This window comes from Streptomyces boncukensis (assembly GCF_011045075.1).
Taxonomy (GTDB): Bacteria; Actinomycetota; Actinomycetes; order Streptomycetales; family Streptomycetaceae; genus Streptomyces; species Streptomyces boncukensis.
The window spans coordinates 22658-45029 of record NZ_JAAKZZ010000002.1 but is presented as its reverse complement, the minus strand read 5'-3'; the positions used below and the strand labels follow the sequence as shown (position 1 = coordinate 45029).

The following is a 22372-nucleotide window of genomic DNA, read 5'->3' as shown; positions in this document are numbered from 1 at the left end:
TTAACACCGAGGGGCTGTGAAACGGTCAACGCGCATAAGGAAAGTTAGGGGGGTCGGTCGAGAACGACGACGACCTTTCCTCTGCCATGGCCGGTTTCGACGTCGCGGTGCGCCTGGGCGATCTGCTCCAGCGGGTAGCGCGCGCGGACCGTGATGCGCAGCCGCCCCTCCGCGTAGAGGCCGGCGAGCTCGCGCAGGTGATCGAGGGAGCGTCGGCCGCGGACGCCGATCACCCCCAGCTCGGCCGCCGCTTCGTGGTCGACCAGGGTGGCGATCCGGCTCCGGTCGGCCGCGAGCAGCAGGGAGTCGCGCAGGGCCTGCCCGCCGACGGCGTCGAGCACCGCGTCCACTCCGCCGCCCGGGGCGACGGCGCGTACGCGCTCGACGAGGCCCGGCCCGTAGGCCAGCGGCGTCGCGCCGAGGCCCGCCAGGTACGCGTGGTTGGCCTCGCTCGCGGTGCCGATGACCCGGGCGCCCCGCGCCCTGGCGACCTGCACCGCGACCGTGCCCGTACCGCCCGCGGCAGCGTGCACGAGCAGGGTCTCGCCGGAGCGGACGCCCAGGTCGTCCAGCGCGGTGCAGGCGGTGTTGCCCGAGGAGGACATGCAGCCGGCGACGTCCCAGGGCATGTCCGGCGGCTTGCGCAGCACGGAGCCGGTGTCGACGGCGACGTAGGCGGCGAGCGAGGCCATGAACGCCCAGCCGAACACCTCGTCGCCCCGCGCCCAGCCGGAGGTGTGCTCGCCGACCTCGTCGACCACACCGGCGAACTCGTTGCCCAGCGACTGCGGGAAGACGACCGGGACATCCATCGTGCCCTGCCGGACCCGGACGTCGAACGGCTGGACGCCGCAGGCCCGCACCCGCACCCGCACCTGTCCGGGACCGGGCCGCGGCGTCCCGCGCTCGACGATCCTCAGCACCTCGGGCGGGCCGTACGCGTCGAAGGCCACCGCTTTCATCGAGACGCCCCCCTCGGGTCCGGCTGCGGCCAGTCGAAGAACTCGCGATAGCAGGACACCTGCTGCTCCAGCATATGGATGCCGTGGTGCACACGGCGCCCCTCCCGGGCGGCCCGGCGCAGCAGCGCGGTGTCGTGCGGCTCCATGACGATGTCCACGACGACGGCATCCGGCCGCACGGCCGAGGGGTCGAAGGGCAGCGGGTCGCCCGCGCGCAGCCCGAGCGGGGTGGCGTTGACCGCGAGATCGGCGGTCCGCAGATCCCCCGGGCCGGCCGCGTGAGCCCTGCCCGGCCACCGCTCGTCGAGCCGGGACAGCAGCGAGGTGAGCCGCGCCGCGTCGACGTCGTGCACACAGACCCGCGCGGCGCCCGCCGACAGGGCCGCCGCCGCGATGGCGCTGCCCGTACCGCCGCCGCCGATCAGCGTCAGCCGGCGGCCGTCCACGGTGTGCCCGGCCGCCTCCAGGCCGCGGACGAACCCGAGCCCGTCGAAGTTCTCGGCCGTCAGCCGCCCGTCGGGTTCGCGGCGCAGGACGTTCGCCGAGCCGGCGAGTGCGGCCGCGGGGCCCAGGGTGTCCGCGAGCGCGCAGACGGCCGCCTTGTGCGGGACGGTGACCAGCAGGCCGTGCAGACTCGCGATCCGTCCCAGCCCCCGTACCACGTCGGCCAGCTCGTCCCGCCCCACCCGCGCGGGGACCAGAACGGCGTCCATGCCGAGCCGCGCGAACAGCGGGTTGACCAGGCCGGGCGCCCTGACCTGCGCCACCGGGTCGCCGAGCACGGCGTACAGCCGCGTGGAGCCCGAGATCGCAGGGACCGCGGCGACTCCGGTCATGCGCGTACGGGCTGGTGGCGGGGAGCCTCGTCCGGCAGCAGGGGGATGGAGTCCAGCGCCGCGCGGACCGGACCCGGGATGGCCGTCTTGGTCAGCTCGCCGACGGCGAAGGCCACATAGCGGGCCGAGGCGTGGACCACCTCGCGGTCCCCGACGCGCCCCCGGTAGTCGATGGTCAGCGAGGTCGTTCCCATGCCGCGCCGCCACACCGCGATCTCCAGCAGCTCGTCGAAGCGGGCGGGGGCGAGGTAGCGGATCGTCATCTCGGCGAGGACGAAGTCCACGTTGTTGGAGGCCAGTACGTCGTAGTCGCCGGAGGCGGTCCGGAACGCCTCGATCATCGCTGCCTCGAAGAAGACGCTGTACCGGGAGGCGTGCACGATCCCCTGGAGGTCGGTGTCCGATGGACGGACGCGCACCTGGTACAGCAGCGCCTGGCCTGTCGCGGTTTCGGAATCGGCCGACATGGGCGTCACCTTACGCAGAACGGCTCCGGGCGTACAGAACCCATCCGGAATTCGCCGCTCCAGCGATCGGCGGCTCGGTCGCGGGGCGGTGTTGACAGGCCATCGTGGCGAAATCCATCCTCGGGGAGCATGACATCGACGGGCGCGCCCGAGGAGCATTTCGCCATCCAGGATGTCGTCAGCCGCTTCGGCCGCATGGTCGACGATCGGAATTGGGACCGGCTTCCCGGCATATTCACCGAACAGGTGCGGCTCGATTACACGGAACTGTTCGGCGGCCGGCCGCAGGAGGTCCCCGGCGGCACGATCGGTGACCGCTGGCGTGCCCGGCTCAGCGGCTTCAGCGCCACCCAGCACGTCATCACCAACGTCGTGGCGGATGTCGGGGGCGCGACGGCCGACGTGGTGGCCAACGTCGTGGCGACGCATGTGCTGCGGGGGCCCGCGGACAGCCGCATGGTGACCTGCGGAGGGACCTACCAGCTGGGCATGGCGCGGGGCCCCGGGCGCTGGCTGATCTCCGCGGTCACCGCGCGGCTGGTGTGGACGGACGGCGACCTCGGCCTCTTCGCGGCCGCGGCCGAGCACGCGCCCAAGCGCAGGGAGTGAGGCGCGCCCCGGCAGGGGCGCGGGGAACTGCGCGACCGGCCACAGAGCACCCGCAGCCTGCGGCGAGCAGCAAGGGGCAGCCCCGACCCGGCAAGATCCGCCGGACGCCCCCAGGCACCCGCCGAGCCGCCGCCCCTCACCAGGCGACCGGCAGGTTCACGGGGCCGCGCAGGATGATGCCGTCCTTCCAGGCGATCTCCTGCGGGGGAGCCGCGAGCCGGAGCCCGGGGAACCTCCGCACCAGCGCGCGCAGCGCGGTCCGCAGCTCCATGGCGGCCAGCCGCGAGCCGAGGCAGTGGTGCGGCCCGTGGCCGAAGCCGAGGTGCGGGTTGTCCTCGCGGGTGAAGTCCAGCTCGTCCGGTGCCGGGAACACCCGCTCGTCCCGATTGGCCGAGCCGGCGTGCGTCACCACCGCGTCGCCCGCCCGGATCACCGCGCCGCCGAGCTCCACATCGCTGGTGGCCACGCGCGGGAAGCTGCCCGCGGCGCCCAGCGGGATATAGCGCACCAGCTCCGCCACAGCGCCGGGGATCAGCCCCGGGTCCTCGCACAGCGCCGTGTACCGCTCCGGTACGGACAGCAGGGTGTGCAGGATGCAGGAGAGCTGGCAGGCCGTCGTCTCGTAGCCGCCGACCAGCACGACGACGCCCAGCATCACCATCTCCGGCTCGCCGAGGCCGCTGTCGGGGTCGGCGTGCCGCACCAGGGTGCTGAGCAGGTCCGCACCGGGCTCGCGGCGGCGACGGGCGATCAGTTCGGCGATATAGCGGTGGAGTTCGCCCGTCGCCCGCTCCATCTCCCGCTCGGTGAAGGCGGTGGTGGAGAGCAGCGCGTCGGAGTACCGCTCGAAGTGCTCGCGCTCGTCGTACGGGACGCCGAGCAGGTTGCAGATCGTCCGCATCGGCATCGGGAAGGCCAGGGCCTCGACCAGGTCGACGCCGGGGCCCCGCTCGGCCACCTGGTCGAGCAGCTCCTCGGCCAGCGCCTCGGTGCGCGCGCGCAGGCGCTCCACCTGGTGGGCGGTGAAAGCCTGCGCCACCACGCCGCGGAGCCTGGTGTGCTCGGGCGGATCCAGGTTCTGCAGCATCGCGGCGGGCAGCGGACGCGGGGTGAACCGGGGGCTGTCCGGGTGCGCCGCCGCGGCCCTGCTGAAGCGCGGGTCGGACAGCACGACCTTGCTCTCCGGATGGCCGGTCACCAGCCAGGCGTCGCCGCCGTGGGGCAGCCGCACCCGCGCCACCGGGCACTCCCGGCGCAGCCGCGCGTACCGCGGGTCGAGCCCGAGCCCCGGCTCGGTGGGAAACGGATACTCCACGTCACACCTCTTTCGCTGCCGACATCGTCAGCGGGCCACTTCGACCTGTCAACGGACCACTCCACCGGGGAATTCGATCGTGATTGACAGCCGCTGAACCGGATAGTTACGCTGACAGATCGTTGGCTTTCTGCGCGTCTTTTGATCTCCGTTCCGTTTTCGGCTCCACAAAGATCCTCAGTACAGATCACTGCCGGAGGGGGAAGATCAATGACCTTGCTGCACGATTCCGGAACGCGGGCAAAACTCTTCACCGTCAGATCGGCGTTATGGTCGCTGTCCAAAGCGGGTGACCCGGGGGCCCGTCTGATGTCGCTGCAGCCGGGCGAGAGCCCCTACCCCGTCTACGCCGCGGTCCGCGCCCGGGGCGAACTGGTCCGCAGCAAGCTCGGAGTCCACCTCACCGGCTCCCACCCGCTCTGCCAGGAGGCCCTGCGGGACCCCCGGTTCGGGGTCGCTCCGATCAGCGAGCTGACCCGCATCGACTTCGACCGGCACGCGGGCGGCCGGCGCCGGTACGTACAGCCCGTCGACGACTCCTTCCTCAGCCTCAACCCGCCGGAGCACACCAGGCTGCGCAAGCTGGTGGCGCCGTGGTTCACCCCGCGCGCCCTGCGCGCGCGTACCGAGCTCGTCGAGCGGACCGTGGCCCGGGAGCTGGACGAGCTGGCGCGGCGGCCGCGGTTCGACGCGGTCACCGACTTCGCGGTGCGGGTGGCGATCAGCACCATCACCGGGCTGCTCGGCGTGCGGACCGTGGACCACGACCGCTTCGTGTGGTGGGGCATGACGCTGGCGGGCACCCTCAACGGGGTGCGCACCATGGGCGAGGTGCGCGAAACCCGCGCGGTGCTGGGCGAGTTGGAGGCGTTCTTCGACGAGCTGATCGCCCACCGCAGACGGCACCCCGGTGACGACGTGGTGAGCCGGCTGGTCGAGTGCGAGGCGGACGGCCGCCCGCTGGAGCGGAAGGACCTGCTGGCCACCGCCCAGCTGCTGTTCGTCGCGGGCTTCGAGACCATGGTGAACCTGGTGGCCAACGCCATCGTGACGCTGCTGGACGGCAACGGCGGCAACGGCGACGGCGACGACGGCGGCAACGGCGGCGGCGGCAACACGGTGCGCCACCGCCTGGCGGCCGACCCGCAGCTCGCCGAGGACGTGGTCGAGGAGGTGCTGCGCCTGGACTCACCGGTGCAGTACGTGGCCCGGGTGGCCCGGGAGCCGGTGGAGCTGGGCGGGCACCGGCTGCGGCCCGGCAGCACGGTCGTGCTGCTGCTGGGCGCGGCCAACCGCGATCCCTCGGTCTTCGCCGAGCCGGACCGGTTCGACCCCGGCAGACCGAACAGCCGCGAGCACCTCGCCTTCTCCGCCGGCGCCCACTTCTGCCTCGGGGCCGGGCTGGCGCGGCTGCAGGCCACCACGATGCTGCGCGAGCTGTTCCGCCGCTTCCCCGCGCTCGCGAGCGCGGGCCCCGTCACCCGGCGCCCGTCCAGGAACATCCGCGGCGTGATCCATCTGCCGGTCGCCGTGCGCGCGCCGAGCCGGTCGGAGCCGGCCGCATGAGCGGCGGCGGCACGGAGCGGCAGGAGCTGCTGGAGCGGATGCGCACCCTGCTGGCCGACCAGCGCGGCATCGCCCCCGAGCTGGTCACCGAGGACGCACGGCTGGACGACGACCTCCATCTGGACTCCCTCGCACTGACCGAGGTCGGCTTCCTCCTGTTCACCGAGGGAGTCGGACTCGACGACGCCGCGGTGCTGACCGCACAGACCGTGGGCGACGTGCTCGACGAGATCGCCCCGAAGCCGGGAGCCTGACCGGCCGCCTCCGCAGACCGGCTACTGACCATCGACATTCCCCCAACTCGTGGCGGAGGGCTACGTGTCGGCGTACATCACTGGAATCGGAAAGTTCCTGCCCGGCGACCCCGTCCCCAGCAGCCGGATGGAGGAGTACATCGGCTCCCTCGGCCCCCGCTGGGACCAGCTGCGCGACAAGGTGGTGCGCAACAGCGGGATCAAGACCCGGCACTACGCGATCGACACCGAGCAGCGCACGCTCCACACCAACGCGACGATGTCCGCGCACGCGGTGCGCGACGCACTCGACAGCGCGGATGCCGCGCTCGATCGGGTCGACTTCCTCGGCGCGGCCGCCAGCTTCCCCGATCTGGTGGCGCCGGGGATCGCGAGCATGGTGCACGGCGAGCTGGGCAGCCCGCCGTGCGAGATCCGCTCGACGCACGGCACCTGCACCTCGGGAATGATGGCGCTGAAGGACGCGTACGCGCAGATCCGGCTCGGCGAGGCGGACTGCGCGGTCTCCTGCGCCTCGGAGTTCACCTCGCGGATCATGAAGAAGTCCCGCTTCTCCTCCGTCTCGGTGGACAGCGTCGACCAGAAGGTCGGCACCGAGCTGGCGTTCATGCGCTACATGCTCTCCGACGGCGCGGGCGCCGTGGTGCTGCGGCCGCGCCCCGCGCAGGACCGGATCAGCCTGCGGGTGGAGTGGATCTCGCTCACCTCGTACGCGAACACCACCGAGCTGTGCTCCTACCTGGGGAAGCCCGACAACTCGGCGGACTCGCCCTACTGGGGCGACTACCCGACCGTCGCCGAGGCCGCGGCCGACGGCGCGCTGCTGCTCCGCCAGGAGCTGCGGCTGCTGCCGGGGCTGGTGCGCACCTGCGTCGGGGAGTACGAACGGCTGCTGAAGGCGGGCAGGTTCGACCCGGGAGGGCTGCGCTACCTCGGTGCGCACTACTCCAGCGAGGTGCTGCGCCCTGCGGTGTGGAAGGAGATCGAGCGGCGCGGGCTGCCCTGCCCGGAGCCGGAGAAGTGGTTCACCAACCTGCACAGCGTGGGCAACATCGGCTGCGCGAGCATCTATGTGATCCTGGAGGAGCTGGTCAGGGAGCACCCGCTGGAGCCCGGGGACCAGGTGCTCTGCTTCGTGCCCGAGGCGGCCCGGTGGTCGATCTCCTTCATGCTGCTCACCGCCGTCGCGCCGCAGGACGGTGCCGCACCGTGACCGGCCGGAGGAGGCCGGTGGCGGTGACCGGAATCGGGGTGGTCTCCCCGGTGGGCTCCGGGCCGCGGTTCTGGGACGCGCTGGTGGCCGGGCAGTCCGGCATCGGCCGGATCACCGGCTTCGACCCGGCGGGCCATCCGGTGCGCATCGCCGGCGAGGTGCGCGATGTGGAGCTGGGCGCCTGGCTGGAGACCAAGGACGTCAAGCGGCTGGACCGGTTCTGCCAGCTCGCGCTGGTGGCCGCGGCGCTGGCGGTGTCGGACGCGGACTTCGCCGCGCCCGACCCGGACCGGGTCGGGGTGGTCTTCGGCACCGCCATCGGCGGCGCCGAGACCATGCGCGAGGGCTCGGTCGCCGAGTGGCTGCGGGGGCCGCGCTATGTCTCCCCGAAGCTGGTGCCCTGCGCGATCCCGAACATGGCCGCCGCGAACATCGCCGTGCGGCACGGCTTCCGCGGCCCGTCCATGTGCCCCGTCACCGCCTGCGCCTCGGCGTCCGACGCGGTCGGCTGGGGCGCGCGGCTGGTGCGGGACGGCTACGCGGACGCCTGTCTGGTGGGCGGCAGCGAGGCTGCCGTACGGGCCCCGATCATGGCTGGATTCGCACAGTTGCGCGCGCTGTCCCGGCGGAATGACGCGCCCGAGGCCGCCTGCCGCCCCTTCGACGCCGATCGCGACGGCTTCGTGCTCGCCGAGGGAGCCGGGGCGTTGCTGCTGGAGTCGGCGGACCTGGCGCGGGCGCGCGGCGCCCGGGTGTACGCGGAGGTCGCGGGCTACGGCCAGACCACGGACGCGCACCACGAGACGGCTCCGCTGCCCGGCGGTGCCGGTGCGGCGCGCGCGATCGGCGCCGCGCTGGACGACGCGTCCACCGCGGCCTGCGAGATCGGCTACGTGAACGCGCACGGCACCTCCACCCGGCTCTCCGACGTCGCGGAGACGGCGGCGCTGCGCCGGAGCCTCGGCGGCCACGCCGAGCGGATCGCGGTCAGCTCCACCAAGTCCATGACGGGCCACCTGCTCGGTGCGTCCGGCGCCGTGGAGGCGGCGGCCACCTCGCTGGCGCTCCACCACGGCATCGTGCCTCCGACGATCAACCTGGAGGCGCCGGATACGGACTGCGATCTCGACTACGTCCCCGGCAGCGCCCGCAAGGTGGAGCTCGATGCCGCGCTGTCGCTGTCCATGGCGTTCGGGGGCCACAACGCGTGCCTGGTCCTCCGCCGCGATAAGGAGGCAGGCCATGTCGCAAGGGCTTGACGTCACCGTGATCGGCGCCACCGGCGACCTCGGCAAGCCGCTGCTGCGCAGGCTGGAGGCCGACCCGCAGGTGGGCCGGATCCGGGCCGTGGGCCGCAGCGCGTTCGACCCGCGCGCCGCGGGCCTGGCCTCGGTGGAGTTCGTCCGGGCCGACGTGGTGGACGCCGCGTCCGTGGCCCGCGCCGTGCGGGGCGCCGACGTCGTGCTGCACCTGGCCTTCCTCATCTTCGGGCCGCGCGCGCAGACGCGGGCCATCAACATCGCCGGCTGCCGCAACGTGTTCCGGGCCGCCGTCGCCGCGGGCGTGAGGCGGCTGGTCTACGCGTCGTCCGCCGCGGTGTACGGGTTCTACGACGACCGGCCGCTTCCGCTCACCGAAGAGCTGCCGCTGCGCGCGAACCGCAACTACTTCTACACCCAGGAGAAGGTCGCCACCGAGCGGATCCTCGCCGACGTCACGGCGGGGACCACGGTGGACGCCTATGTCTTCCGGCCCTGCGTGATCGCCGGTGCCGAGTCGCTGGCGCTGGTGCGGGACAACCCGCTGACGCGGATGGGCGCGAAGGCCCCGGCGGGGCTGATGCGCGCGCTGCGGCGCACCGGGATGAAGCCCGTGGCCTTCGACGCGGGGGTGCCCATGCAGCTGGTGCACGCGGAGGACGTGTCCGAGGCGCTGGCGCTGGCCGTGGCGGGAGCGGGCGCCCCCGGCGCGTACAACCTCGCGGCGCCGGAGGAGCTGGCCGTCGGCGATGTGGCCCGCGCTCTCGGCTGGCCCGTCGCCCGTATCCCGCTCGGCGTCGCCCGCGGGCTCCGCGCCCTGGCGGCCGCCACCCCGTGGACGCCCCCCGAGCTGCAGTTCTACAGCCATCTGCTGTCCGCACCGATGACGGTGAGCTGCGACAAGGCCCTGCGCGAGCTGGGCTGGAAGCCGCGCCACCGCGCCGGTTCCGTCCTGGCCGAGACGGTCGCGAGCGCCCGCCGGCAGGGGCTGCCGGCAGCCGGGCCGTGACCGTGTGCCACCGCCCCGACCAGCAGTCCCTCCAACCCTGCGAGGAGTACCCCGTGGCACGACTGCCCTATGTGACGGCGGACGAGGCGCCCGAGCCCGTCGCCGAGGCCCTGCGCATGATGCCGGCCCAGGCGGGGATCGTGAACCTGGTCGCGCACGCCGAGACCTGTCTGCGGCCCTTCCTGCGGCTGGGCCAGGCGATCCTCACCTCCCTCGAACTCGACCCCGGGCTGCGGGAGCTGGCCGTCCTGCGGGCCGCTCAGCTGTGCGGAGTGGAGTACGAGTGGCACCAGCACGAGCGGCTGGCCCGGGTGGTCGGGGTGGCCGACGACAAGATCGAGGCCCTGCGCGGGGGCGCGGCCGACAGCGAGGTGTTCACCGATCTCGAACGCCGCGTGCTCGACTTCAGCACGGCGGTCGTCCTCACCGGAGACGCCGACGACGCCACCTACGCGGCGGTGGCCGACGACCTCTCGCCCCGGGAGATCGTGGAGCTGACCGTGTCCATCGGCTTCTATCTGATGCTCGGCCGCATCATGAACGTGACGCGGGTGGACCCCGAGCCGGCCGCCGAGGTCTCGATCGACGACCTGAAGCGCTGACGACCGCGGCCCGCCGGCTCCCCGCGGTCAGCCGCTCTTGACGCCGACCCCCACGTAGCCGACGTACTGCCGCAGTTCCTCCTCGGAGGGAACCGGCTCCTCGGGGCGCCACAGCGGCGCCTGCACCAGGCCGGGTTCGAGCAGCTCGAAGCCGTCGAAGAAGGACAGGATCTCCTCCCGTCCGCGCAGGTTGAGGCGTGCTGTGGCGGTGTCGTACACCTTGGCGGCGCCCAGGAGATCGCCGCTGCTGTTCGCCTCGAAGTCGGAGGAGACATGGGACAGGGCCAGGCAGCTGCCCTTGGGCAGGCGCCGGGTGAGGGTGCTGACGATCCCCGCCACGTCCTCCTCGTCGGAGATGAAGTGGAGGATGGCGACCATCATCAGCGCCACCGGCTCGTCGAGGTCGATCAGGTTCCGGACCGCCGGGGATTCGAAGACCGCCTCGGGCTCGCGGAGGTCCGCGAGCGCGAAACCGGCATTGCCCTCGTTGGTGAGCTTGACGTCCGCGTAGGTGGCGACGATGGGGTCGTTGTCCACGTAGACCACCCGGACATCGTTGTCGACCGTGCGGGCCACCTCGTGTGTGTTGGGCGAGGTCGGGATGCCGGTGCCGATGTCGATGATCTGCCGGACGCCCTGCCGGGTGACCGCGCGCACCGCGCGCTCCAGGAACCCCCGGTTGCTGAGGGACCATGCGCGCGCGTACGGAAAGAGCTGCAGTATGCGGTCGGCCGCCGCTCTGTCGACCTCGTAGTTGTCCTTGCCGCCCAGGTAGTAGTCGTAGATGCGAGCCGGGTGGGCGATACTGGTGTTGATCTCTTCAGGTGTGAAGCCGCCGTCGGGCATGGTGTTCTCCGCATTCTTCACTTTTACGCCGGTTGTCGGAGTGATCCGGTGCTGAGCGTTTTCCGGGTGTCGGCCCGTCCGGATCCGTGGACTGCCGCTGCGCGACCCGCCGAGCAGATTAGCGGGCATGCCGCCGCGGACACAGTCGTGGATGCGCCGGACTGCACCATCGTGCAACGCGCCGCCGGGTCAACCGACTTGGGGCGCCCTCGGCATCGCGGCCACCCCGCGGGAGCGGAACGGCGCACGGGCGTCCCGCACGGGGCGCCACGGAGTCACAGGCGGTCCAGCGCCGTGCGGCTGCGGTCGTCCGCGGCGCGGCAGACCATCAGCCGCTGGTCCGTGTCCTGGAGCGGCATCAGCACTTCGAAGTGCACGGCGATCTCACCGACGTCAGGGTGCCGCATCGCCTTGTGTCCGCGACCGTTGACCTTGACGTCCCGCGCGGCCCACAGCCGGGCGAAGTCCTCGTCATGGGCGGTGAACTCGGCGATGAGGCCGCCCAGCGCCCGGTCCTCGGGGTGTGCGGCCCAGGCGCTGCGCAGGTGGGCGACCCCGTCCCGCACCACCTGTTCGCGGTCGAGGTAGAACTCGCGGATCCGCGGATGCATCAGGCACAGCCACATCGCGTTGCGCCGCGGCGCCGGCAGGGTGTCGAAATCCACCTGGAGCAACCGGGTCATTTCGCGGTTCCAGGCCAGGATGTCGAAGCGGTGGTTCATCAGCATGGCCGGAAGGGGCGACAGGTCGGCGACCAGATGGGCCAGCTGCGGCGCCGGCGCGGTGGCGGGCCCGTCGGCCTCGGGGCGCCGCTGGCGGGTCAGGTCGAAGAGGTAGGCGCGTTCGTCGGGGGCCAGCCGCAGCGCCTGGGCCAGCGCCTCCACCACGCCCACCGAGGGCCGCAGTCCGCGCGCCTGTTCCAGCCGCACGATGTAGTCGATGCTGACCCCGGCGAGCTCGGCGACCTCTTCACGGCGCAGCCCCGGGGTCCGCCGGGACTGCCGGCGCGACGGCAGGCCGAAATCCCGCGGATCCAGGCGCTCGCGCCGAGTCCGCAGGAACGCGGCGATCTCCTGTGTCGTGTCCACCGTGTGGGTCGTCATCTCCTTGCCAACACCCGGGGGCGGAGCGATGTTCCCAGCAGGCCCTTCCTCGGGCCTCCGGGCCCCGGGCCCTGAGCCCCGGGCCCCGGCGAGGTAAAGCACGCTTGACACCGGCGGAGTGTCAAGCTTACTTTCCAGTCATGCGGAACGACGTGCGCGCCCTGCGGAGGACCAGGGCGCTGTCCCAGCAGGAGCTGGGGCAGGCCCTGGGCGTCTCCCGGCAGACGGTCAACGCCATCGAGCAGGGCCGCTACGACCCCTCGCTGCCCCTGGCGATCCGCATGGCCCGCTACTTCGGCAGAACGGTGGAGGAGATCTTCCATGTCGACTGACCAGCAGCTCGCGCGGACCCGGGGGCGGCGCTGGCTTGTTCCAGCCGTGGGGCTGCTGTGCGGCGTCGGCTACGTGGCGGTCTTCCTGGCCCGGGGCGACCCCGGAATGGCGGCCGGCGGCTTCGCGATCATGGCCGGCTACACGCTCTTCCTCGTCCTGCTGTCCCGCCGCTCGGAGGCGGTGGCCCTGCTCCGCGGCGAGGTCGAGGACGAGCGCCGTCAGATCATCAGCCTGCGCGCTGCCGCGCTGACGGGGCACGTTCTCATCCTGGTGGTGCTCACCGGCTTCGCGATCGAACTGACTCGCGGGAACAGCGCTCACCCCTGGGATCTGCTCGCTGCGGTGGGCGGGGTCACCTACCTCCTGGCCACCGTGTTCTTCACCCGGCGCGGGTGACCCCGCTACTCGGCGAGCGCCGTGCGGCCGACCCAGCGGAACTCCGGGATCCGCTCGCCGTCGACGGTGCGGTAGCCGCCGTGGTGGGCGAAGTGCTCGTAGCCGGAACCGAACGGCAGTTTGACGGTCTCGGCGAGGTCGGCGACGTGCTGGATGCGCAGATCCTCCGGGAGGTGGGCGGGCCCGCCCGTGAGGACGGCTTTGTACGGGGCCATGACGGACTCCTCCGGGTCTCGGCCCTCATCCACTGAGAGCACCTGGACAGGGCAGTCGGCGACCGCTCGGTGTACGGCGGTGCGGTGTTCTTCCGGGGCCTCCTGGACGAGCACGACGACGACACCGTCCTCGGCGCGCTGGCCGAAGACCTCGGGCGCGGTGTAGGCGCAGAGGCCGGAGGCGACGCAGCTGCCGGTATCGGCTCGTATCCTCAACGCCGCTCTCCCGGGGTCGGCGCCGGCGCCGCGGCGGCGCCTTCGGCGGCGGGATGGATGCGGTCCCAGGCCACCGGCAGGGCCGCGGGGCCGACGACGGTCGAGTCCGTCTTGAAGGGGACCTCCTCCAGCGGCACCGCGAGCCTGAGCGAGGGGACCCTGCGCAGCAGCGTCTCGAAGGCCACGGTCAGCTCCAGCCGGGCGGTCTGCTGGCCGAAGCACTGGTGCGCGCCGTAGCCGAAGCCCAGGTGCCCCTGGCCGCCGCGGGTGAGGTCGAGCCGGTCGGGGTCGGGGAACGCCGCGGGGTCGCGGTCGGCGGCCTGGATGGCGAGGACGAGATAGTCGCCGGCGGCGATCTCCTGGCCGCCGATGCGGGTGTCCCGGGTGGCCTGGCGCACGATGCCCGGGGCGCCGCCGAAGAACCGGACGAGCTCCTCGATCGCCTGGGGGACCAGGGAGGGGTCCGCGCGGAGCCGGGCGAGCTCCTCCGGGTGGGCGAGGAGCGCGAGCAGGCCGTGCGTCAGGACGGTGGCGGTGGTGTCGAAGCCCGCACTGAGCATGATCGCGCACATCGAGACCAGCTCCAGGTCGCTGAACGGCTGCTCGGCGGCGTCGCTGCGGGCGATCATGCGGCTGATGCCGTCGTCGGCCGGGGCGGCCCTGCGCTCCTGCAGGAGCTGGTAGAGGTAGCCGTGCAGCGGTTTGACCGCCGCCACCAGGCCGGCCTGGTCCGTCACACCGCTGAAGACCGCGGCGCCGGCCCGCTGGAAGAGGTCCCGCTCCTCGTAGGGGACGCCGACGATCCCGCCGATGGCGGCCGTGGTGACCGGAACGGCGAAGTCGTGGTAGAACTCGGCCCGCCGGTCCGTCAGCGCCAGCAGGTCGAGCCGCTCGTCGATAATGGCCTGGACCATTGGCCGCAGCTGGGCCAGCCGCCCCGCCGTGGACACCTCCGGGCCGATATGGCGCCGGAAGCGCTGGTACTCCGCTCCGTCCATACGGGTGAACTCGCCCGGCGCCAGCGGGCGTTCGGGATCGGCGTGCGCCATCAGGTGCACGACCTGGCCCGGCCGGCTGCTGAAGCGGTCCGCGTCCCCGAGGGCCTCGCGCACGTCCGCGTAGCGGGTGACGAGCCAGGCGGTGAGGCCGGTCGGGCAGGCCACCCGGGTCACCGGGGCCTCCGCGCGCAGCCGGGCGTACTCGGGCGCCGGCCCGAACGGGCACACATCGGGCCGCGGCATCGGCAGCTGCCGCACCGGGGTGCTGTCGTGTTCCATCAGCTCTCCTAGTCGCGGGCGCGCAGAGCGCGCCGGAGGACCTTTCCGCTCACGTTGCGCGGCAGCCGCTCGACGAACTCGTAGGCGGTGGGCATCTTGTACTCGGCGAGCCGCCCGTGCAGGAACTCCCGCAGCTCGCGCGGGTCCGGCCGGTCCCCGGCCCGGGGGACGACGTAGGCGTGCACGGCCTCCCCGCGCACCCGGTCCGGTCTGCCCACCACCGCGGCGTCGGCGACCGCCGGGCACATCCGCAGGGCGTTCTCGACCTCGGCCGGGTAGACGTTCTCGCCGGCCACGAGGATCACGTCCTTGATCCGGTCGCGGATGTAGAGGTAGCCGTCGTCGTCCACGCACCCCGCGTCGCCGGTGCGCAGCCAGCCGTCGGCGACGGTCAGCGCGCTCTCCCGGGGCCGCTGCCAGTAGCCGTCCATGACCGCCGGGGTGTCGATGAGCACCTCGCCGACCTGCCCGGTGGGCAGCGGGTTCCCCGCGTCGTCCACGATCTGCACGGCCACCCCCGGGTAGGGGCGTCCCGCGGCGGCCAGCCTGGGGTTGCCGGGCACATGGTCGGCCGGGGGCAGGCAGACGGCCGAGGCGCAGGTCTCGGTGAGCCCGTAGATCTGTGCGAACTCGCAGCGCATCGTCTCCAGGCAGCGCCGCAGCAGGCTCTCCGGGATCGGCGACCCGCCGTAGACCACCTTGCGCAGCCCGGTGAAGTCGGCGGGGGAGACGCCGGGTTCGCTGAGCAGCACCTGCAGCATCGCGGGCACCATCAGGGTCGTGGTGATGCCGGAATCGCGGATCAGCCGCAGGGTGTGCTGCCCCTGGAAGTCCCGTACGAGCACATTGGTGGCTCCGGCGCGGAAGCCCTGTAGGAACCACCAGGGGCCGCCGATGTGGTGCCCCGGCAGCAGGTTCAGGCTGCGGTCGTCCTCCCGCCAGTCGAGCCAGTCCAGCCGGTGCCGGGCCAGCAGGTCGTTGACCGCCCAGAAGCTGCCCTGGCGCAGCACCACGCCCTTGGGGGCTCCCGTCGTACCGCTGGTGTAGATCTGGACCAGCGGGTCGCGGGAGCGCGTCACCCCGGGCAGGTCGGTGTCCGGCCGGCCCGCCTGCCAGCCGGGGAACCCGCCGCCCGGCGCGTCCGCGCAGAGCGGGAGGACGGTGCGCAGCTCCGGCAGCGTCGACCGGATCCGGTCCACCGCCTCCAGCCGGTCCTCCTCGGCCAGCAGCAGCGCGGCCTGGGAGTCCCGCAGCACGTGCGCCAGCTCCTGCTCGGTCAGCCGCGGGTCGACGGGCACCAGGACGGCACCGGTCCTGGCACAGGCCAGCAGCGCCTCGTAGTAGTACTCGGAGTCCCTGCCCAGATAGCCGACCCGGGCGCCCGGCGCGAGGCCCTCGGCCAGCAGCCCGTGCGCCGTGCGGTTGCCCCGCTCGTGCAGCTCACGGAAGGTGACCCGCCGCTCCTGGCACTCGATGGCCATGCCGTCCGGCCGGTGCCGGGCGTGGTGGGCCGCCGCCTCGGTGAGGGTGGTGGGCCGGGTCCCGGTCCCGGCCGCGCCGCCGCTCACGGCTGCTCTCCCCGCGCACCGCCCGCGATCCGGGAGTCGAGGAACTCGGCGAGCTGTCCGACCGAGGGGTAGCTGAAGATGTCGGAGGACGACAGCGGGACGCGGAAGCACAGCTCCAGCGCGTTCTTCAACTCGACGGCGGCCAGCGAGTCCAGACCGACCTCGAAGAAGCGCGCGTCGGGCGGGACGTCCTCGGCGTCCTCGTAGTGCAGCTGCTGCGCGATCAGCGACCGCAGCACATGCGCGACGGCGTCCTGGCGCTCGGCGCCGGGCAGCTCCAGCAGGGCCTCCAGATCGACGTCGACGGCGGCGGACGCGGGCCCGCTCCCGACCTTGTGGTACAGCGGGTTGGGCTGCGGGCGGGTGGCGGCGCACCGGTCCCAGTCGACGTCGGCGATGGTGATCTGGGCGGGGAGGCCGTCCAGCAGCCGGGTCAGCGCGCGGATCCCGGCGGCCGGCTTGAAGAAGCCGAACCCCTGGTCCTCCACGCTCGCGATGTGCTGCGCGTCCATCCCGGCCGCCAGGCCGATTTCGCCCCAGGCGCCCCAGTTGACGCTGGTGCCGGGCAGCCCCGCGGCCCGTCGCGCGCACATGAGGGCGTCCAGGAACGCGTTGGCCGCCGCGTAGTTGGCCTGGCCCCGGGAGCCGAGGACCGAGGTGACCGACGAATAGCCGATGAAGAACCGGAGCCCGGGGTGGTGCGCGAGCTCCTGGTGCAGCAGCCAGCTCCCGTAGACCTTCGCCCCGAAGACCGTGTCGATGCTCTCCCAGCTCTGCGCCGTCACCGGCGCGTCCGCCAGCACGCCCGCCGCGTGCACGACCCCGCCCAGCGGCTGCTCCCCGGCCCGCAGCTGCCCGGAGATCCGCCGTACGTCGTCGGCGTCGGCGATGTCCGCGGCCAGCGCGACGACCTCGGTCTCCCGGCCGAGCCGCTCCCGGAGCGCGTCCAGCCGCCCGGCGTCGGGGAGCCGCCTGCCCAGCAGGGTGATGTGCCGGGCGCCGAGCTTGACCAGGTGCTCGGCGGTCAGCTGCCCGAGGGAGCCGAAGCCGCCGGTCACCAGGTATGTCTCCGCCGGGCTGAGCTCCACGGGCGCCGCGGGCGGCGGCACCGGCGGCTCCAGGCCGAGGACGACCCGGCCGGTGTTGGCTCCCCGGCTGAGCACCTCGAACGCCTCGTCGACCTCGTCGAGGGTGTAGACGGTGGTGGGCAGGGGCGCCAGCTCCCCGGCGGAGACCAGGTCGACGACGGTCCGCAGCGCGTCCTGCAGCGCGTCCTGGGGCAGCGTGTGCCGCGTCTGCTCGTCGACCAGGTCGCTGAAGTCGACGTAGCGGGCCTCGGGCCGGATGGCGCGGGCCTCGTCCGGGGTGAGCAGACCGGTCTTGCCCAGCTCGACGAAGGTGCCGCCGTCCGCCACGGTCTTCAGGCCCGCCTTGGCGAAGTCCAGGTCGAGGCTGTTCAGCACGATGTCGACGCCGGCGCCGCCGGTGGCCTCCAGCACCTCGTCGGCGAAGTCGAGGGTGCGGGAGTGCATCAGACGGCGTACGCCCTGGGAGCGCAGCAGCGGCCACTTGTGCGGGCTGGCCGTGGCGAAGACCTCGGCCCCCGCCCGCTGCGCCAGCTGCACCGCGGCCTGGCCGACACCGCCGGCCGCCGCGTGCACCAGGACGCGGTCGCCCGGCTTGATCCCGGCCAGCTCGTGCAGCGCGAGATAGGCGGTGCGGAAGGCGGTGGGCAGCGCAGCGGCCTCCGCGAAGCCCAGCTCCGGCGGCTTGCGGACGGCCGCAGCGGACTCCACGGTCACCTGCCGCTTCAGACAGCCGAGCTGGGCCACGACCACCTCGTCGCCGGCCCGGAAGGAGGCGTCGGGTCCCGCGGCGGTCACCACGCCCGCGCACTCCTGGCCCAGCGGCAGCTCCTCCCGGCCCGTCCCGGCCTCCTGGACGAACTGCCGGTGCAGTCCGAGGACGTTGAAGAGGTCCTTGAGGTTGATCCCGGCGGCGGACACCCGCACCTGGATCTGGCTGCCCGTGGGCTCGGCCGGCTCGCCCAGCGGCACCGCGGCGATCCCGCTGATCCTGCCCGGCTCCCTGAGGACCAGCTCGACCTCGGGGTCCGGGCCGCCCCGCTCGTCGTAGACCCGGCGCACATGGCGCTGTCCCGCACGGTAGGCCACCTGGAAGTCGGTGGCGTCCGGAGCCGTCCACTCGTCGAGCAGGGACGCGTACCCGCCGCCGGCGTCGGAGGGCAGGTCGACGAGGGTGACGCGGTACGCGGGGTACTCCGTCCACATCACGTGGCCGAAGCCCCACAGGGACGCCGCCGCCGGGGGCCCCTCCGCGACTCCGTCCCCGGGCCGGTCGCCCGGGACCCACTGGCCGCCCTCGGTGACCAGCCACAGCCGCTGGTCGTGCCCGAATCCGGACTCCTCCAGCACGTCCCGCAGGGCCAGCAGCCCCCGGTAGTTGCGCTCGCACTCCTCCCGCAGCGACTCCTCCGGGTGCGCGGCGGGCTGCCAGAACCAGCACACGTCCGCGGGCCGCTCCCGGAGCAGCTCACCGGCCTCGGCCCCGGTGGCGGCGACGGAGAGCGTGACCTCCCGGTCCTTCGCCGGCTCCGCCAGCGCCTCGACGGCGGCGCGCGGCGCGCCGACGAGCAGCGCGTGCCGGGGGCCCGGCTCCGGGGGCTCGGCGGAGCGCAGCGAGCGCTTGATCCACCGCACTTCGGAGTACATCCGCTCGCGGTCGGGCGCGGCGTTCGCCACCGGCTGGAGGGTGAGCTCCTCCAGCACGAGGACCGTGCGGTCCCCGTCGAGCAGCACCAGATCAGCGACGGGCGGCCCGGAGGCGGCGTCCGGTTCGCCGCCGGGCTGGCGGAAGCGCAGCACGCTGCGCAGCACGCCGCCGCGCGGCTTCTTCAGCAGCCTGAGCCGTCCGATGCCGGTGGGCATGGCGACCCCGTCCGCCTCGTCCGCGAGCGCGGCGAGCGACTGGAACGCGCAGTCGAGCAGGGCCGGCGGCACCAGCTCGCCCAGGGCCGCGTCCGGCCCGCGCAGCTCCCCGAGGGCCAGCTGTCCGGCGTGCCCCTCGACCTGGACGACTCCCTGGAAGCGGGGCCCGTACTCGACGCCCAGCTCGGCGAAGCCCGCGTAGAGGTCGTCGGCGTTCACCTGCACCCGGGGCTCGCCCGCCTCCCCGGCCAGGCCGCGCAGGGCGGCTTCCGTCTCCGTCACGTCCGCATCGCCGGCCGGGGCGAGGGCGCAGGTCACGTGCTGCCGCTCGAAGAGCGCCACGCCGGGCTCGTCGCTCTCCACGACGCTGACGATCTCGACGGTGTCCGTGCCGTCCCCGCCGGGCCGCAGCCGGGTGCGCAGCTCGGTGTCCGTGCCGTCGGGGAGGAAGAGGGCCTCCCGGATGGCCATGCCGGTGAGGGCCCGGTCGGTCTCGCCGTACACCGCGTCCTGGAGGGCCAGCAGCATCTCGATATAGCCCGCGCCGGGGAACACCACCCGGCCCATCACCTTGTGGTCGGCGAGATACGCGGGGCGGTCCGCGCCGATCCGGGCGGCGAACGTCCGGATGCCTGCCGCGCGTTCCCCGTCGCTGGTCACCTCGCGGCCGAGCAGCGGGTGGTGCCCGCTCTGCGGGCCGGTGGCCGCGCCGCCGGCGGCGGGCGCGGGCAGCCAGTGCCGCTTCCGGTCGAAGGCATAGGTGGGCAGTACGATCCTGCGCCGCTCCTGGCCGCGGTGGTGCGCGGCCCAGGAGACGGGCTCGCCCGCCGTGTAGAGCTGGGCGAGGGTCTGCCGGGCCGTGGTGCCGTCGGTGTCCTCCGGGTGCAGGCTGTTCAGCCACAGATGGTCGCCGGGCACATCGAGGCACTGCTTGCCCATGCCGACGAGCTCGGTTCCCGGGCCCACTTCGACGAAGGTGTGCCGGCCGCGTTCGGCGACGGCCCGCATGCCCTGGGCGAACTGGACCGCGCCGCGCAGATGGCGCCCCCAGTACCCGGGCGTGCGCAGTTCGGCCGGATCGGCCACCTTGCCGGTCAGGTTGGACACCAGGGTGAACTGCGGTTCGTGGAAGGTCAGGCCGGAGGCGACCTCGGTGAGCGCCTCGCCCGCCTCGGCCATCAGCGGCGAGTGGGAGGCGCAGGACACGGCGAGCCGGGTGGTCTTGACCTCCCGCACGGCCAGCGTCTCCTCCAGCCGCGCGAGGGATTCCCGCCCTCCCGACAGCACGGTGTTCCGGGTTCCGTTCACGGCGGCCAGCGACAGGTCGGGGTAGTCCGCGACCCAGGCGGCCGCCTCGGCCGCCGTCGCCTCGACGACGGTCATCGCGCCGGCCGGTGAGGCGTCCATCAGGGAGGCGCGGGCCGCCATCAGCGTGACCGCGTCCCGCAGCGAGAACACCCCCGCGACGGTGGCCGCGACGATCTCGCCGATGCTGTGCCCGGCCAGCACCGTGGGGCGCACGCCCCACGCCAGCCACAGCCGCGCCATCGCGTACTCCAGCGTGAACAGCGCGGGCTGCATATACCGGATCTGGTGGATGAGCTCGGCGTCCTCCGCCACGCCGAGCACCATGTCCCTGACGGACCGGCCCAGATGCGGTTCGAACAGCCCGTCGCACTCGTCCATGGGCTCGCGGAACGCCTCGAACTGCTCGTACAGCGGCCGCCCCATGCCCACGTACTGCGTGCCGCCGCCGGAGAACAGGAACGCCGTCCGGCCGCCCGCGGCCGGCCGGGCGGGCTGGGTGGAGCGCGTCAGGGCCCGGTCCAGCAGCCGGGTGACGTCCTCGTGGCTGCGGACGGCTCCCGCGATCCGCAGCCCGAAGTGGGCCCGGCCGGTGCCGGCGGTGTAGCACAGGTCGCCCAGGTCGGTGTCGGGCTCGTCGCTCAGCAGCTCCTGGTAGCGGCGCACCTGGCCGCGGAGCGCGCCCGGCGTCTTCGCGGAGAGCGCGAGGACATGCGGCCCGGCGGCCGGCCGTGCGGCGCCTGCGGCTTCCCGGTCCGCCGGGGGCTGCTCCACGACCACCGAGGCGATGGTCCCGGTCAGGCCGAAGGAGTTCACCAGGGCCCGCCGTACCGGCGCGGACCACGGGCGGTACTCGGTGGGGACGGTCACCGGGATGTCGTCCCACGGGATGCGGCTGGAGGGGGTGCGCAGATTCAGATGCGGGTAGAACGCGGCGTCCCGGATCTGCAGGACGGCCTTGATGAGTCCGCCGATTCCGGCGGCGGACTCCATATGCCCGATGTTGGTCTTGAGCGAGCCGACCGTCAGCGGCTGCTCCGCGGTGTGCGAAGCGCCGAACACCGCGCTGATCGCGCCGATCTCGATCGGGTCGCCCAGCGGGGTCCCGGTGCCGTGCGCCTCGACGCAGGAGATGTCGCCGGGGTGCAGGTCTCCCGAGGCCAGGGCCGTGCGGATCAGCCGCTCCTGCGCCGCGCCGTTCGGCACCATCAGGGAGCCGCTCTCGCCGTCCTGGCCGATGGCCGAGGAGCGCACCAGGGCGTAGACGCGGTCGCCGTCGCGCCGCGCGTCGCCGAGCCGCTTGAGGACGAGGGCGGCCGCGCCCTCGCTGCGGCAGTACCCGTCGGCGGCCTCGTCGAAGGTCTTGCACACCCCGTCCGGGGCGAGCATGTTCCCCTGGCTGGCCAGGATGTACGGGCGGGGGCTGTGGATGGTGTTGACCCCGCCGCACAGCGCGAGGTCGGTCTCCCCGCCGCGCAGCGCCTGCGCGGCCAGGTGCACCGCGGCCAGCGAGGCCGAGCAGGCCGTGTCCACGGTCAGACAGGGGCCCCGCCAGCCCAGGAAGTACGCGACCCGGCCGGACACCGCGCTCAGCGCCGCGCCGGTGGGCATATAGCTGTTGAGCTCCTCCGCGGCGTAGGCACCCATCTCGCCCGCGTAGTCCATGTTGCTGACGGCCATATAGACGCCGCCGTTTCCGTGCCGCAGCGGCGTCGGGTCCATGCCCGCGTCCTCCAGCGCCTCCCAGGCGACCTCCAGCGCGAGCCGCTGCTGGGGGTCGACGTAGTCGGCCTCCTTCGGCGAGATGTTGAAGAACTTCGCGTCGAACGTGTCGATGTCGTCGAGAAAGCCGCCACGGGCGCACCGGATGGTGCCCTTGGCCTCGGGGTCGTCCGAGAACAGGCCCTCGGTGTCCCACCGGTCCGTGGGGAGCGGGCGCAGACCGGACCGGCCGGCGCGCAGGAATGCGGCGAATTCGTCCGGTGTACTGTTCCCGCCGGGCAGCCGCAGGGCGATACCGACTACGGCGACGGATTCCTCGTGCGTGATGGGCATGGCTCCCTGCTTGTGGTC

General features: G+C 73.2%; 19 protein-coding genes. 9 read left to right on the top strand and 10 right to left on the bottom strand.

The features are described 5' to 3' along the window. Positions 1-44 precede the first annotated feature (44 nt). From G5C65_RS00575 to G5C65_RS00565, 3 genes are read right to left on the bottom strand one after another with little or no spacing between them, the layout of a single operon-like run. Complete coding sequence (locus G5C65_RS00575) at positions 45-962, bottom strand: NADP-dependent oxidoreductase (protein ID WP_165296552.1); 918 nt, start codon at positions 960-962, stop codon at positions 45-47. Continuing rightward, entirely contained in the window at positions 959-1798 is an 840-nt protein-coding gene (locus G5C65_RS00570) for a shikimate dehydrogenase family protein (protein ID WP_165296551.1), read from the bottom strand. The genes G5C65_RS00575 and G5C65_RS00570 overlap by 4 nt, the downstream gene beginning before the upstream one ends. Continuing rightward, on the bottom strand, positions 1795-2265 hold the full coding sequence (locus tag G5C65_RS00565; protein WP_165296550.1) for an acyl-CoA thioesterase: 471 nt from the start codon (positions 2263-2265) through the stop codon (positions 1795-1797). The genes G5C65_RS00570 and G5C65_RS00565 overlap by 4 nt, the downstream gene beginning before the upstream one ends. A 129-nt stretch (positions 2266-2394) precedes the next feature. On the opposite strand from G5C65_RS00565, the gene G5C65_RS00560 reads away from it, so the two are divergent. Then, positions 2395-2874, top strand: a complete 480-nt coding sequence (locus tag G5C65_RS00560; RefSeq protein WP_165296549.1) for a nuclear transport factor 2 family protein — start codon at positions 2395-2397, stop codon at positions 2872-2874. A 136-nt stretch (positions 2875-3010) separates the two neighbouring features. Here the strand turns inward: G5C65_RS00560 and G5C65_RS00555 are convergent, their stop codons facing one another. Next, on the bottom strand, positions 3011-4189 hold the full coding sequence (locus G5C65_RS00555; RefSeq protein WP_165296548.1) for a cytochrome P450: 1179 nt from the start codon (positions 4187-4189) through the stop codon (positions 3011-3013). Between the two features lie 309 nt (positions 4190-4498). Between G5C65_RS00555 and G5C65_RS00550 the strand changes: the two genes are divergently transcribed. Genes G5C65_RS00550 through G5C65_RS00525 form a run of 6 tightly spaced genes read left to right on the top strand, consistent with a single transcriptional unit; the run spans position 4499 to position 10092 of the window. Further along, entirely contained in the window at positions 4499-5755 is a 1257-nt protein-coding gene (locus G5C65_RS00550; protein WP_206441082.1) for a cytochrome P450, read from the top strand. Then, positions 5752-6009 (top strand): phosphopantetheine-binding protein, encoded by a 258-nt coding sequence (locus G5C65_RS00545; RefSeq protein WP_165296546.1) that lies wholly within the window; start codon positions 5752-5754, stop codon positions 6007-6009. The genes G5C65_RS00550 and G5C65_RS00545 overlap by 4 nt, the downstream gene beginning before the upstream one ends. 49 nt (positions 6010-6058) lie before the next feature. After that, complete coding sequence (locus G5C65_RS00540) at positions 6059-7222, top strand: 3-oxoacyl-[acyl-carrier-protein] synthase III C-terminal domain-containing protein (protein WP_206441081.1); 1164 nt, start codon at positions 6059-6061, stop codon at positions 7220-7222. Then, the gene (gene fabF / locus G5C65_RS00535; protein ID WP_165296545.1) at positions 7219-8481 is read left to right on the top strand and encodes a beta-ketoacyl-ACP synthase II; all 1263 of its coding nucleotides are present in this window, start codon (positions 7219-7221) and stop codon (positions 8479-8481) included. The genes G5C65_RS00540 and fabF overlap by 4 nt, the downstream gene beginning before the upstream one ends. Continuing rightward, positions 8465-9490 carry an NAD-dependent epimerase/dehydratase family protein gene (locus G5C65_RS00530; RefSeq protein ID WP_165296544.1) on the top strand — a complete coding sequence of 342 codons (1026 nt, stop codon included), beginning with the start codon at positions 8465-8467 and terminating at the stop codon, positions 9488-9490. The genes fabF and G5C65_RS00530 overlap by 17 nt, the downstream gene beginning before the upstream one ends. Before the next feature lie 53 nt (positions 9491-9543). Continuing rightward, positions 9544-10092: a carboxymuconolactone decarboxylase family protein gene (locus G5C65_RS00525; RefSeq protein WP_165296543.1), complete on the top strand. Its 549-nt coding sequence runs from the start codon at positions 9544-9546 to the stop codon at positions 10090-10092. Positions 10093-10119: 27 nt separating this feature from the next. Here the strand turns inward: G5C65_RS00525 and G5C65_RS00520 are convergent, their stop codons facing one another. Together G5C65_RS00520 and G5C65_RS00515 are read right to left on the bottom strand one after the other, a co-directional pair. Then, entirely contained in the window at positions 10120-10938 is an 819-nt protein-coding gene (locus G5C65_RS00520; RefSeq protein ID WP_165296542.1) for an SAM-dependent methyltransferase, read from the bottom strand. Between the two features lie 275 nt (positions 10939-11213). Beyond that, entirely contained in the window at positions 11214-12041 is an 828-nt protein-coding gene (locus G5C65_RS00515; RefSeq protein ID WP_165296541.1) for a helix-turn-helix transcriptional regulator, read from the bottom strand. Between the two features lie 140 nt (positions 12042-12181). Here G5C65_RS00515 and G5C65_RS00510 point away from each other — a divergent pair, with 140 nt between their 5' ends. Then, the gene (locus G5C65_RS00510) at positions 12182-12373 is read left to right on the top strand and encodes a helix-turn-helix transcriptional regulator (RefSeq protein WP_165296540.1); all 192 of its coding nucleotides are present in this window, start codon (positions 12182-12184) and stop codon (positions 12371-12373) included. Further along, positions 12363-12770, top strand: coding sequence for a DUF2178 domain-containing protein (locus G5C65_RS00505; protein WP_165296539.1), 408 nt, complete (start codon positions 12363-12365; stop codon positions 12768-12770). The genes G5C65_RS00510 and G5C65_RS00505 overlap by 11 nt, the downstream gene beginning before the upstream one ends. A 5-nt stretch (positions 12771-12775) precedes the next feature. On the opposite strand, the gene G5C65_RS38860 is transcribed toward G5C65_RS00505, so the two are convergent. The 4 genes from G5C65_RS38860 to G5C65_RS00485 are packed head-to-tail and all read right to left on the bottom strand — an operon-like array spanning position 12776 to position 22354. Further along, positions 12776-13201 carry a DUF5988 family protein gene (locus G5C65_RS38860; RefSeq protein ID WP_165296538.1) on the bottom strand — a complete coding sequence of 142 codons (426 nt, stop codon included), beginning with the start codon at positions 13199-13201 and terminating at the stop codon, positions 12776-12778. Then, complete coding sequence (locus G5C65_RS00495) at positions 13198-14478, bottom strand: cytochrome P450 (protein WP_165296537.1); 1281 nt, start codon at positions 14476-14478, stop codon at positions 13198-13200. Before G5C65_RS00495 ends, G5C65_RS38860 begins: the two co-directional genes overlap by 4 nt. Before the next feature lie 8 nt (positions 14479-14486). Next, complete coding sequence (locus tag G5C65_RS00490) at positions 14487-16046, bottom strand: long-chain-fatty-acid--CoA ligase (protein WP_165296536.1); 1560 nt, start codon at positions 16044-16046, stop codon at positions 14487-14489. Further along, entirely contained in the window at positions 16043-22354 is a 6312-nt protein-coding gene (locus G5C65_RS00485; RefSeq protein WP_165296535.1) for a type I polyketide synthase, read from the bottom strand. The genes G5C65_RS00490 and G5C65_RS00485 overlap by 4 nt, the downstream gene beginning before the upstream one ends. Positions 22355-22372 lie beyond the last annotated feature (18 nt).